Source organism: Desulfovibrio sp. 86 (assembly GCF_902702915.1).
Lineage (GTDB): Bacteria > Desulfobacterota > Desulfovibrionia > Desulfovibrionales > Desulfovibrionaceae > Desulfovibrio.
In genome coordinates this window covers 3,188,712-3,201,753 of sequence record NZ_LR738849.1, presented here as the reverse complement: position 1 = coordinate 3,201,753, position 13,042 = coordinate 3,188,712, and the positions used below count along the sequence as shown (strand labels likewise).

Annotated in this window: 12 protein-coding genes and 1 other RNA gene; 9 read left to right on the top strand and 4 right to left on the bottom strand. The window is 53.2% G+C overall.

Annotated features, from left to right (window positions below):
- Positions 1-3: 3 nt before the first annotated feature.
- The 4 genes from DESU86_RS13130 to DESU86_RS13115 form a co-directional block, all read right to left on the bottom strand.
- The gene (locus DESU86_RS13130) at positions 4-1,119 is read right to left on the bottom strand and encodes a DotG/IcmE/VirB10 family protein (protein WP_179981439.1); all 1,116 of its coding nucleotides are present in this window, start codon (positions 1,117-1,119) and stop codon (positions 4-6) included.
- Complete coding sequence (locus DESU86_RS13125) at positions 1,116-2,186, bottom strand: DotH/IcmK family type IV secretion protein (RefSeq protein WP_179981438.1); 1,071 nt, start codon at positions 2,184-2,186, stop codon at positions 1,116-1,118. Before DESU86_RS13125 ends, DESU86_RS13130 begins: the two co-directional genes overlap by 4 nt.
- Before the next feature lie 25 nt (positions 2,187-2,211).
- A complete protein-coding gene (locus DESU86_RS13120; protein ID WP_179981437.1) occupies positions 2,212-3,414 on the bottom strand; it encodes a helix-turn-helix domain-containing protein in 1,203 nt (400 codons plus the stop codon).
- 227 nt (positions 3,415-3,641) lie between these two features.
- Positions 3,642-3,705, bottom strand: an RNA gene (locus DESU86_RS13115) — hammerhead ribozyme type II.
- 537 nt (positions 3,706-4,242) lie between these two features.
- Between DESU86_RS13115 and DESU86_RS13110 the strand changes: the two genes are divergently transcribed.
- The 9 genes from DESU86_RS13110 to DESU86_RS13070 all read left to right on the top strand — a co-directional run bounded on the left by DESU86_RS13110 (position 4,243) and on the right by DESU86_RS13070 (position 13,041).
- On the top strand, positions 4,243-5,577 hold the full coding sequence (locus DESU86_RS13110) for a tyrosine-type recombinase/integrase (RefSeq protein WP_179981371.1): 1,335 nt from the start codon (positions 4,243-4,245) through the stop codon (positions 5,575-5,577).
- 27 nt (positions 5,578-5,604) lie between these two features.
- On the top strand, positions 5,605-5,796 hold the full coding sequence (locus DESU86_RS13105; protein ID WP_179981372.1) for a hypothetical protein: 192 nt from the start codon (positions 5,605-5,607) through the stop codon (positions 5,794-5,796).
- A gap of 136 nt (positions 5,797-5,932) precedes the next feature.
- Complete coding sequence (locus tag DESU86_RS13100; RefSeq protein ID WP_179981373.1) at positions 5,933-6,934, top strand: hypothetical protein; 1,002 nt, start codon at positions 5,933-5,935, stop codon at positions 6,932-6,934.
- Positions 6,935-7,057: 123 nt separating this feature from the next.
- Positions 7,058-7,276, top strand: a complete 219-nt coding sequence (locus DESU86_RS13095) for a helix-turn-helix transcriptional regulator (RefSeq protein ID WP_179981374.1) — start codon at positions 7,058-7,060, stop codon at positions 7,274-7,276.
- Entirely contained in the window at positions 7,269-9,068 is a 1,800-nt protein-coding gene (locus DESU86_RS13090) for an AAA family ATPase (RefSeq protein ID WP_232088370.1), read from the top strand. The genes DESU86_RS13095 and DESU86_RS13090 overlap by 8 nt, the downstream gene beginning before the upstream one ends.
- 204 nt (positions 9,069-9,272) lie before the next feature.
- Entirely contained in the window at positions 9,273-10,571 is a 1,299-nt protein-coding gene (mobV, locus tag DESU86_RS13085; RefSeq protein ID WP_179981375.1) for a MobV family relaxase, read from the top strand.
- Positions 10,572-10,708: 137 nt separating this feature from the next.
- Complete coding sequence (locus tag DESU86_RS13080; protein ID WP_179981376.1) at positions 10,709-11,095, top strand: protein MobC; 387 nt, start codon at positions 10,709-10,711, stop codon at positions 11,093-11,095.
- A 258-nt stretch (positions 11,096-11,353) separates the two neighbouring features.
- Positions 11,354-11,614 (top strand): hypothetical protein, encoded by a 261-nt coding sequence (locus DESU86_RS13075; protein ID WP_179981377.1) that lies wholly within the window; start codon positions 11,354-11,356, stop codon positions 11,612-11,614.
- Positions 11,615-11,736: 122 nt separating this feature from the next.
- Positions 11,737-13,041 carry a TrkH family potassium uptake protein gene (locus DESU86_RS13070; RefSeq protein ID WP_179981378.1) on the top strand — a complete coding sequence of 435 codons (1,305 nt, stop codon included), beginning with the start codon at positions 11,737-11,739 and terminating at the stop codon, positions 13,039-13,041.
- The last annotated feature ends 1 nt before the right edge of the window (position 13,042 follow it).

Sequence of the window (13,042 nt, the reverse complement as noted above, 5' to 3'; positions counted from 1 at the left end):
ACATCACCTCCCTGATTGGGCCTTCACGTTGAGCACGAGAATGCCCACCGCCGTGCCGCTTTCGAGGTAGACTGTAGGGGGACGGTCAAAGCCTTTTTCAAAGATTTTCCCGGCCTTTTCCCCCACCTTGCCAGCGGCAATCCACGCTTGATCCGCAGGGCTGTAGGTGTTCCAGACCATCTGATCCGTGGTCTGGCCGTTCATGCCCCCATAGATGGTGCTTTGCGAGCCGCTGTACTTTTTGGCGTTGGACAGGCCTTCCAGAAAGGCCGATGCCACCAGCCCGCCCCAGCGGCTGAAAAAATGCGTGTCCACCGAAGAGGCCACAGAGGCTTCGGACGTGGCCGGGTCAACGGCATAGCCTTCAATCTGCGCGTCCGAGCCGTCCGGCAGAATGACCCTGGTGAAGGCCAGCACCAGACGTTCCTCAAAACGCTGAAACTTGCCGAGCAGACGGGCGTTTTTGTATTTGCCAGAGGCCACGGTCGCCATGACAGCGGACGGCACGTCAGAGTTCACGCCGGTATCAATGACGGCGTAGAGCATGTCGCCGGGCTTCAGAGCCAGCGCCGCGGTGCCGGTTGGCTGTTCCGCGCCGCCTGCGATGGCCGCAGGAGCCGCCACTGTCTTGTCCTTGGAAAAGTCGCTCACAAAAACGATCTTTCCTTGCTCCAGAGCCACACCGGAAAGTTTGGCGTCCAGTGCTGCCAAATCCTCCATCATCCGTTTTTGCAGGGTGTTGTCTGTGCGCGGAGCCTGTGCGGGCGCAACACGCGGCGGCGTCACTGGCGGGGGCGGCGGGGGTGTGTCTGGCTTGCGCGTCACCACCGGCGACTTTGTGCCCACAGGCGTGGGAATAAAGCTCTCGCCAGCGGCAAGGGCGCTGTTGGCCTTTTGCTGATCGTGAGTTTCCAGCTTTTTGTTGTACTCCTCCGAGCCTTCGCCGCCCGCCTGGCCTTTGACGGCATCCGTGCGGGCCGTGCCCAGATTGGCCGAAGCCGGGGGCTTTTTCGGCGCAAACAGCATCATGGAGCCAATCACAATTACAGCGGCCACGGCCACGCCCAACAGGGCGAACATGAAGAAGCGACGCTTTTTTTCGGTGCTGGTGACGCTCATGGCTTTACCTCACCGCTTGCGGCATCCTTCAACACCAGAGTCTGGATTTTTCCGTCAATGGAGAGCATGACCCGTGACGTGACAGGCACCTCGTAGCACTTCATGCTGCCCGCGCCATGCACCACCGCCGACCAGGCGGGCCACATCATGCTGTGATTGGTGCGGATGTAATGCGCCTCACCCAGCTTCCACACTTGTACCTTGTCCAGGCGCGGCTCCATGCGCACCCGCACAGCCCCTGTTGGCGGCACATGATCCAGAAAGGCCAGCATGGCCGAGTTCACGGTCTCTTTGATGTCCTGAATGACAGGCGGCTTGGCCCTGGGGCCGTGCTGGGCAATCTGAAAGAGCACCAGCGCGTCAGCCCGGCGCTCCGGCCCGCGCACGGAGTCGGATTCCAGCCGGATGACCAGTGGAATGTCCTGCTTGTCCAGCGTGACCACGATGGTTGTGGTGCCGTAACTCTGGGTGGGCATGATGTTGAGCAGATTCCCGTCCGGCAGTTCAGGGCGCAGCACTTGGAAAAAATGCGGCCCGCCGTTGGTCACGGAAGTGATGGGCCAGGGCTGCCCCGTGGAATCGTGGATGAGCAGTGACGTGGCGATATTGGCCGTGGTGAATACCTTGATCGGGGCTGTGCCCGGCTCCAGCGACACCCGAACCGTGCGTGACGCCAAGGCGGGCGACACCGGCAGCAAGGCCCGTTCGCGCTGATCCGAATGCTTGCGGTATTCCTGAATCTGGCTGTCATCGAGCGGCATCATCTGCCGCAGGCTTTCCTGAAACAGCGTCTGGACATCCGGCTGTTTTTTGGCTTCAGCCTGTACAGCAGGTGTTGCCGCCTGCGCGGGCGGCGCTGCCGGAGCGGCAGGCGTTGCAGGAAGCGCCGCAGCCGGAGGAAGGGGCGCAGCGGCAGGCCGCTGCATTTCCGGTTGCCCAAGGACAATCCCTTGTTGGCCGATTACGGGTGCCGGAGGTGCGGGAGCTTGTTCCGCAGCCCCTGCCGGAAAGCCCCACAGCAGCATGGTCAGTGCCGGGAGCAGGCAATAAAAATGTGTTTGTTTCACGAAAAATCCCCTCGTGTTAAAGTCGTCAAACAGCCCTGCCGAAGGCTTCTTGCGGAGGCCTTCGGGAAAACAGCGGATGGTGCAGCGAAGTATCGTTGTGCGGCGCGGCCTTGGCGGCGTACTGGCCCGCAAAGGAGTTCAGGGCGGGATTATGAGCATGGGCCTGCTGCCAGGCAGCCTCTTCGCAACGCCGCTTGAAGGCTTGCAGAAAGGCGACGATGCCCAGGCTGTTGTCGTCCGGCACATCGGCAGGCGTGGGGGCCATGTGTTTGCCGTGCAAATATGCCCACAGGCCAAAGGCCATCGGCATATGCCAGGGGCTTTCCTTCTCGTGGAATTTTGCGGCAAAAGCAGCAAAGGTTGGCCGCAGGGTTTCCAACTCGTCTTTGCGCCGGGCCTTGTCGGCTTCGTGCTGCACCTGCATGGCCTGCGCAGCACTGACCGCCTGTTGCGTCTTGGCCGCTTCCTGTGTGGTGACAGCGGCTACAGGGGCAGACGTATCCAGCCAGCGTTGCCCTTTGAGCCAGTTGCCCATCTGGGGCACAAAGCGCCCTTGTTCTCGCTGCCAGTTTTCCGTGGACATGAAGTGGCGGATGCTGGCTTCAAGTTCCGTCAGGGCCGGAAGCTGTCCCATACGCTTGAGATGCTGCCAGGCGACACGGGCCAAGCCCTTGGCCTCTTTTTTGGGGTAGAGTTCCCAGGCTTTTTCAAAATCATGAAGAAAAGACCCCCCACCCCCCGCAGCAGGGCGTGTGGGTGTGGGCACGACCTTTGGAGGCATTTGCGGCACGGGGGGTAAGGGGGGATTTTGTATTTCTCTTTGCTTGTTAAGAGTATTTATGTAGCCAGAATTTGGCTGTGCGCAGGCAGCATCTGACTGGCGACAGACAGGATTTGTCCCCTGGGGGTCAGACTTTGCTGCTTCATGACGAACCGTCTTCAGCGTTGTCGGTTGCAACATATAGTAGACAGATGAGCGATATTGCTCACGGCGCACACTGATGAGCTGTGCTCCGGCCAACTCGGCCAGATACTTTTTCACACTGCTCACGCTACACGAGAGCCGAACGGCCAACGTAGCCTGTGACGGCCAGCAATGATCGTTTTCCGAAGCGTAGTTGCACAGCAGGGCGTACATGATCTTGGCTCCAAAACTTAGTGAGGTTTCCAACACAAACTGTGGTAAAATCGGCCCGTGAATCTTTCCTCTGGGTGCAAATGTCTGCATGGTCACGCGCTCCTCCCCAACACGGGGCGGGCCGAAAAAAAGCGAAAACAGGCAGACCCCATGTGCTTGACAAAGAGGAACCCTTTGGGTTAGTGTTTCCTCGTTCCATCGCAGAACAAGGATTTTTGCACTCTGCTGTTAAGCCGATACGCGCCAACGTATTGGCTTTTCGCCTATCTAGGCCCTGGCTTTCCTCAATCTATTTCCTTTGCTTGAGGTGATTGACCGAGCGGCTGGCTCGTCAGGCCGTGGGAACCACCCCACGACGACACCCCGGAGGGTGTTTCGCCAAAGGGGCGGGCACAAAAAAAGACCCACCCCGGTACCGGCAGGTACAGGGGTGGGTCTCGGCATGAGGCAGTCAGCGAAAACAAAAAAGCACCCATTCCCAAAACGGGGGGTGCTTCGTGATGACGACAAAAAGATGTGCTGCTCTTCGTAAGGCCGAAGACGGAGCACAAACGGGCCTCTCTGCGAGTATGGGCTATCGCAAAGGGGTTACAAAAACGGGTTACAAACGCATCTGCATTTGGGTGCATTTACACGCCATGCAGTGCATGTAAGTCGTTGATATTTAAGGCTGGCAAGCGCTTGTCGAGCGGCTTTCACGCCGTCGACAGGGGTTCAAATCCCCTTGGGGACGCCAAAACTTTTATCACAGAGGTTCGAGGAAGTTTTTTAAGTCGCTGTAATAGCAATACTTTGAAGCCAAAAATGTGTGAGTAGGTCCGCATTTATCCGCTTCAGTCCAGCGCCGATGTGAGTTGAAATGTGAGTAGGAATTTGCTACAAAGCAAATACCTACTCACGTTTTTTTTGGAGCTTCACATGGGAAAACTCACTGTCAAATTCGTTGAGGGAGTAAAGGCTACCGACAAAAAAGCAGCCTACGGCGACGGCGAAGCCCTGGAGCTTCACGTCGAACCGTCCGTAAGGAAGGGTTGCACGAAAAAATGGATTGCCCGCTTCCGTTGGGAAGGCAAGGCCAACAATAAAACGCTCGGCGCTTTTCCCGATACCTCTCTGGCGGAAGCAAGGCAATTAAACGCCGCCTTCCGCGCCCATCTCGACCAGGGGCTTCACCCCGCCCTCTTTGTTCCGCCTCAAATGGCGCGAAAAGCCAAAGCTCAAAAAAGAAACCCCGATACCCCCGCGCCACCCGATTCGCCGCAACACTGGACAGTAAAGCAGTATGTCGAAAAGTGGCTCAAAAGCGACCCCAACTGGTCAAAAAATACCATCAAGACCAAGAGCGACAGGGCGCAGAAATATATTGTCAAACCTTACGGCCACATGAAACTTAGGGATATAACCCATGCCGTGATCGAAGACTGCATACGCTTGCTCACCGAATCGGAAAAACATGCCCAGGCGAAAAAAGTTGCGGGTGTCTGGAAGCAGCTCTACGAATACGCGGAGCTGCACGACAAAAGCCTCCCGAATGTCGCGCAAAATTTGGGCAGATACCGCAAGAAGCGGGTAAAGGCCAAGCACCACGCCACCCTTGTGGAACCAGCGGCCATCGGTGATTTTGTTGTGCGCCTGGAAGATTACAAGCCCAAGTACAAGGGAACGAAAGCCCTTCCGTACACCATCCACGGCTTATGGCTGGTTTTATACACTATGAAGCGGCCTCACGAAGTCTGCGAGGGCAAATGGACCGAGATTGACTTTGAGCAGAAACTTTGGCGAAAAGATGCGGAAAACACCAAAACCGGCCTTGAAAACGATGAATGTCCATTGAGTGAACAGGCGTTGAAGGTTTTGACCGAGCTTCACAAAATCACCGGCGACTTTGAATATATGTTTCCCGGCGGAGCGGGCAACCTCCATATAGTTCCTGAAACGCTACGCAAGCTGATTCTTGAAGGTTTGGGCTACTCCGTGGGCGAACTGACCACACACGGGCTTAGAGGCATGTTCTCAACGACCGGCAACGAGCTTGGTTACAATTTTGAGGCCGTTGAAAAGCAGCTTTCCCATAATATCGGCAATGAAGTGTCACAAGCCTATAACCACGCCAAGTATCTTAGAATGAGAAGGCAAGTGGTACAAAAATACGCAGACTGGCTGCATGTTCAGGCAAACAAGGCCCGGAAAAGAAAAAAGCAAGTATCCAGTGAGCATGACAGCACTGAACAAGTGGATTGCATAGCCGTTTGACGGCAGAACAGTGATACAGGAGGAAATATGTTTGAATACCAACTTGATACAATAGAATATGATTCTGCCGAAACAAACGAACTCACCGTTTCCATTGGGGAAATACCGGAAAATGCTCAAATCACCGTCAAAGATACCGGCTGGAGCGAAGAAGAAAAAGAGCATATGAAACAATTCGGCTACGATGGCCTTGATATGGTCAGGGCGTGGTATAGCTAATCGAGCAAACACAAGCTGACCCACCAGGGCGGCACGGATTTTTGCAGCGCGGCACTTCTTTGGGGTGCCGCTCACAAAAACCGCGCCGCCCTTCTGCTTATTGCCCATCTGTGGCCTTTGTTGTACTGATAAATCCATGTTTGAGCCGCAAAAAATACCTTTGTTCAGAGTCAAACAGGCATACGGCCTGGGCGAATATGAACCTCAAGAACTCCTGGACTACCTATCCCCTGATGGCGTCTTTCCCTATGAACTGTGGCAAAAGGCGTATTCCTCTTATTGGAAATATCCCGCCGCTGAATGCTCCCGGCTTTACAAGGTAGAGAATCCGCCTTTCCCTGAAACCCACCAGATACCGGAAAAATACTTCCCAACAGAAACATATGCAAAATGGATAGTCGATTTTTTCTATGAAATGGCACGGCGCATATCTTTCAAGGATTTAGAAAGTGGTTTCGATTACATAGTCGAGACAACGTATGACAGTAAATCCGCTGTAAATGATTCTGACAGAACATTTCTCTTTTATCATCTTGAGTTGGTGGAGAAAAATATTGCCAGCATCACCAGGGTAGAAGGGGTGAAAAACATTGACCTGAAACTTTCTGCTCCCCATGTTCTGTTAAATATATTCCCCGATACGGTTGCCGTGAATAATCTATCGGCCATTCACTACTGGTCTGTTATTCGGGGCTTCCCTTTCGTCAAGGAAGTAAAAGGCATCACGGAAAAGATGGTCGAGTTTGTTATCAAAAGGGCTGCACAAAAAATGCCGCCAGTTCCCGAACCCGAACAATCAGATATAATTACCGAAACGCATATTCCGTCGTCCGTTGGGGAGGAAGCGCCCCCGAATACCCTGCCCGAAGTTGCGGAGCATGGACAAAAAGAGGGTATGATTCTCATTCCCCGCTCTTTATGGGAAGGAAAGACAGGGCAACAAGTCTGTAACGATATGCGGATTGCCGGGTATAAGGAAGATGCTCCAATCGCCTATGCTCTCCACTATTGGGTGGGCATCAAAAGCATAACAGAAATCGGAACTATTTTGCGCGGAGAAGGCATTACAGACAGCGCCAGAGCTAAACACGCCCGGAAGCATTTGGAACTGGCAGAAGGACGCTACTACACAGAATAATTTTGCCAACATTCCCGGTTTTTCCCGGATTTTCCCGATATTTCCCAGCCTACACTCCCGGTTTTTCAGTGTTTTTAGTGCTTTAGTGCCTCCTAAGTTCAATAAAAACTTAGGAGGCTTTTTATGTCACAGAAACAAGTTGAATCATCCATTAAGCGGCTACTCCGTATTAAAGAGGTTCTGGCTCGCCTTTCCATCAGCAGAAGCTCATTTTTGGAGGGGTGCCGCACCGGACGCTTTCCCCAACCCATCAAGATCGGCCCCCGCACTACTGTCTGGAAAGCCGAGGACATCGACGCGTTTATAGAGAACCTTGGCAAGCAGGGGGCAGACAATGAGTAACGCCCTGCAAACTTTCCGTGATGTTCTGAACGGCAAAGGGCTGATACCGGCTGAAATCATTGCGGACGGCAAACTGCACCGTTGCCCCACCCAAGCCAAGCCCAACAAGCAGAACGGCGCGTATATCGCCCATCTGGACACCCCTGCGACACTCTGGTGGTGCAACTGGGAGAGCGTAGAGCAAGGAACGTTCACCGATACCGAGGAAAGAACATTTTCCCAAGCGGAAAAGGAGGCATTACGGCAGCGGCAAGCTATCGTAAAACAGCAACGTGAGGATGAATTTGCACGGCGACAGGCAGCGGCGGCGCAAAAAGCGCAGAGCGAGCTAAACGCTTCCATTCCCTGCTCCCCGGAGCATCCATACTTGCAGCGTAAAGGCATCCCGCCACTTGGGGCTGTGCGACAAGCCCCAAATGGCACTTTGCTTATTCCCGTACAAGACGCTTCCGGCAACGTGCAAACGCTGCAACGCATAGCGCCGGATGGGGAAAAGCGTTTCCTTACTGGCGGCAAAGTTCACGGCGGGCATTTTGTCATTCAGGGCAAGCCGGAAAAGGCTGTTGCCGTTTGCGAAGGTTACGCCACCGGAGCCAGCATTCACCTTGCTTGTGGTTACACCGTGTATGTGGCGTTTTCTGCAAACAATCTCCCAATCGTGGCTGGCGCTGTGCGTAATGCGTTTCCAGACAAATCCATACTCATCTGCGGTGACAATGATGAAGCGGGCAGCAACAAAGGGCAAGAGGCCGCTCAAGCGGCGCTGGCCCGGCTCGTTCTTCCATTCTTTGCCTTGGGAATCGGAACGGACTTCAACGATTTGCACGAAAGCGATGGCCTACAGGAAGTCCGCCGTCAGTTGGAAGCGTCTGAAAACCATCCCGCCGCAGTCGGCAGCGCCCCCGCCCTGGTGTCTCTGGATATGGGGGAGTTTCTTTCCATGTCCATTCCTGAACGGGGGTTACTTCTGTCGCCCGTTCTCCCGGTACAAGGCATAGGCATTTTGTATGCCCCGCGTGGCATCGGCAAAACCTTTGTGGCCTTGAGCGTTGCCGTGGCCGTGGCATCCGGCGGGGCTGTTTTCGACTGGCGTGCTCCCACCCCCAAACGGACGCTGTATGTGGATGGAGAAATGCCCGCTACAGCGATGCAGAGCCGTCTTGCCGCTCTTATCAGCGGCATGGCGGTTCCGCCCCATGCCTTAAAAAATCTGACGCTCATCACGCCGGATTTACAGCCCTGCCCCATGCCGGATTTATCCACCATGAGCGGACAACTAGCGTTGGAACCGTATCTGAAAGGCGTGGACATGGTTGTGCTGGATAATATCGCAACCCTGTGCCGCACAGGGAAAGAAAATGAGGCGCAATCCTGGCAAGTCATGCAGTCGTGGCTGCTGGACTTGCGCCGCAGAGGGATAACCGTGCTCCTTATTCACCATGCCGGAAAATCCGGCGACCAGCGCGGCACCAGCGCCAGGGAGGATATTATGGACACGGTAATCAGTCTACGGAGGCCCAGAGAATACAGCATGGCCGAGGGCGCACGATTTGAAGTCCATCTGACAAAAGCGCGGAGCGTATTGGGCGATGATGCCAAGCCCTTTGAGGCCAATCTGGTGACGGAGGGCAATGCCCTGCACTGGCAGATAAAAGTGCTGGAAGACGTGGAACTGGAAACACTCAAGCGTCTTTTGAGCGAGGGTTACAGCATCCGCGACTGCGCCGAGGAAATGGGCAAGTCCAAGGGCGCAATCCAGCGGTTGAAAAAGAAACTGGACGGAGGAAATTGACCCGCCGTTTTCAGGTGTATCGCTGTATCACCCCCTAAGGGGCGGTACAGCGGTACATCGGCAATATTCCTCGTATTAGTAATCCAATGAAGTGCAACTATGTCCAGCGAAGTTTGCAACTGCTGTACCACAAAAAATGAAAAAATGTACCGCTTTCCCGCCGCATAAAGAGCGAGAGAGCGAGTGATACAAGGAAGTCCAACTATGTCCTATCTCGTTTTACACATGGATAAATTCAAAAAAGAAGCTGTGCGCGGCATCCAGAGCCACAACAACCGGGAGCGAGAAAGTCATTCCAACCCGGATATTGATTATGAGCGCAGCGGCCACAACTACGATCTGCACGAATCCGCCTCTGGAAACTACGCCGAGGCCATCCAGAATCGCATTGACGACCTCTTATTGGTGAAGGCCGTGCGGAAAGACGCCGTGCATATGTGCGGCCTCATCGTGTCCTCTGACAGCGCGTTTTTTGAAAAGCTCCCCCCGGAAGAAACCAGGCGTTTCTTTGAGGAAAGCAAAGCCTTCCTTACGGAGTTTGTCGGCGCGGAAAACGTCATTTCCGCAATGGTCCACATGGATGAAAAAACGCCGCACATGCACTTCCTGCATGTTCCGGTGACGCCGGACGGCCGACTGAACGCTAAGGAAATCTACACACGGGAAAGTCTGAAAAAGCTGCAAACCGAGTTGCCCCGGCATCTGCAAAGCAGTGGGTTTGATTTGCAGCGCGGCGTCGAGCAGGAGCCGGGAGCGAAGAAAAAACATCTGAACACTCGTGAATTCAAACAGCAGCAGGAGGCGCTTCATAGTCTGGAAAAAGAAACCCAGGCCGTGAACGCTGAACTGGTACAGCGCCAGCGGGAGGAGTCCGCATTGCAGGAGCGTTTGCAGTCCATTGAACGGCAAGCCCAGGAAGCGGAAAAAATGCTCTCCGAGCAAACGGACATTCCCAAGGCGTCAATGCTCAATTTCAAATCCGTGCTGGAAGCTGCCCAAGGGATAATCGAACACCAGAAAAAGGCATTGGCGGCAAAGGGCATCGTGGACGCGCAGAATGAAAAGCTGAAAGCCGATAACGAGAAATTGCAAGCCCAAGCCAAGGAGCTACACGACAAAGTTCTTGGCATTGAACTGCAGCATGCCGAAGAACGCCAGAAAATCAACGCGAGCATCCGAAGTTTGAACAACACCAATCAGAACCTTCTCGCCCGCCTGGAAGAAACCGAGAAGTTTTTCCGCTGGAATACAGACGCCAGTATGATGCGCGATGAATACGAGCGGGAGCAGCGGCAGGAAGCGCAACGGAAAGCGGCAGAGCAAAAACGGCTGCTCGAAGAAATCAAACAGCAGGAGCGCCAGCAGCAAGCGGATAAAGAGCGCCAAGCTAAAGAGCTTGAGCAGCAAAAAGCCGCAGAGCTTGAGCGGCAGCGGGCAGAACGCGAACAGCAGAGAGCGCAGTCATTGGAACGGAGGCCGCGCGGTATGGGCATGGGCCGTTGAGTCCGCGCTGAATCTTTGCGGGGAGCAGAAGTATAGCCCACTATACTTCACTCCGCGAAGTGTGGGCGAACGTGCCGCTCGACCGCCAAAAGCAAAATCCGGGGTATGGCCCCGCCACAATAAAGGAGAGAAAAAGCATGAATATCACCGCAGCCCAGGTCAAGGAAATCGGATTGGAGCTTGCCAGGATGAAGCCCGCCAAAGTCACTCTGGACGGCAACCGCAGCCTGACCGTGAAAGAAACAATCTTCGCCCTGGCCCCGACACTGGAACGGATGAAAAAACGCGGCTTCGATACCCAAGAGATTGCCGAAAAACTCCATGAGAAAGGCATTGAGATAAAGCCGCCCACACTGGCAAAATACCTGAACGAGTTCAGACGCGGTAAGGACAAGAAAAAAGACACACCCCCGCCGCCCGTGCAGACGGAAAAGGCCGCGCCCATGTCGCAACCGGAGAAGTCCGCCAGGGTGAGTAGCGGACAATTCACCGTTACACCGGACATGCCGCTGGATGAATTGTAGCGGCATTCCGCTCTTTTTCCGACAACGACAGACACGGCCCTTGGACATTCCAGGGGCCGTGTCTGTCGTTACACTGTCACGACAATTGGTTGAATCACAGATTGAACCCCGCCAAATTTTGCCCTCACAGACTATAGAAAATATCCGGTCACCGCGTTATACCTTTCGGACATGAGCACCAATGTCCAACACGAAAAACGGCGTTACTTACGCCTTTTCACGCCATCTACAAGGCCCGCAAGCTGTCGGCCTACGCCTATGGCCGCGACAGGCTGGTACCTTCGCGTCTTCGGACATCCGGAATTACCCGCCGCGCAATTCGCTCTGCGCTCTTCCTACCTGAAAGGCGTCATTCTTTGTGACGAAGGTTCGCTCGGCAAAACCTACGAGGCGCTGCTGGCTGTCACCCAGCTTTGGTACGAAGGGAAGAACAACATTTTGCTGGTCAAGCCGACGCCTCTGCTTGAACCCCATAGACTACCGGCCCCACGGCCCAACAAGCCACATGCAACAGAATAAATAAGACACTAATTTTATTATACAATTACAAAGATATGCAACAGTACTTTAAACGTCATTATCTCACTCCATTTGTTTTGCCAATAATCGCTTTTTTATTGGCCATTCTGATAGGGGGTACCTTGCTGAGCCTGGAGGCTTTTTCAGCAAACAAGCCTGTCAGCATTGTTGACGCTTTTTTTGTCGCGACCTCTGCCGTATGTGTCACGGGATTATCGCCAATTGACGTTTTTTCAGAATTTACTATTGCCGGGCAATGGATAATTATTGCTCTAATGCAGCTTGGATGCCTTGGCATAATAACTTACACCACGCTCATTTTTTATATTATCGGTAAGAATATATCGTTGAGAGACAGGCTTGCTGTGCAGCAATCCATCGTCTGCAGCAACGTATTCAGCTTACGAAAGTTCATAAAAAGAATCGTATTTTTTGTTTTTGCTTTTGAATGTATCGGCTTTATTTTTCTCTTATTGCTTTCTCCCAAAGGAGTGACGGCGTTTGACGCGCTTTTTTTGGCGGTTTCAGCTTTTTGCAATGCGGGATTTGCCCCATGGCCCGATAGTTTGATACCATTACGCCACTGTTGGAGTTTTCAGATCGTCATAATGCTTCTTATTGTCATAGGCGGGCTTGGTTTCTTTGTCATAAATGAGATAGTGGAAAAAGTGCAGCATAGCTGCAAAAAAAGCGGATACTATAATCTTTTTTCCACAGCAGAAAGCAAAAAGTTGAGCTTCTATAGCAAGGTAGTTATAACAACGACCATAGGAATGCTCGCTTCCGGCAGCATATTTATATTTCTGTCCGAGCTTGGCAATACAATATGGAGCGATGCCTCACTTGGAGAACGCTTTCTTACTGCATGCTTTCAAACAGTAACCAGCCGAACGGCCGGGTTTGCAACTACGGATCTGGTAGGGTTTACAGATATAACGCTGCTTATGACTGTATTTTTAATGTTCATTGGCGGATCACCGAGTTCGGCAGCTGGCGGAATTAAAACCACGACGTTTCGTGTCCTTTTGGCGAGCTTGGCTGCACAGCTCAAAGGAAGAAAGCAAGCCGTTATCCAAAACAGGGCTATGAACAGCCAGATACGCAATAATGCGATGTTGCTGTTTTACTATGCAATATTAACAATTCTCATGGGAACATTTCTCCTGGCTATTACGGAAAACGGGCTGACGCATCATGGCGCCGCACGTATTCCTCTTTTCAGTTTATTTTTTGAAGTAGTTTCGGCGTTCAGTACAACAGGATTATCGCTCAATATTACCCCCTTGTTGACTGACTGGGGAAAAATTGTTCTTTGTCTTGTTATGTTCATAGGCAAGCTCGGCCCGGTGTGGCTGATAACGACCATTCAGCAATTCCATACAGAAATCGCTTATGCCTATCCTGAAGAATCAATCCCAATAGGGTAAT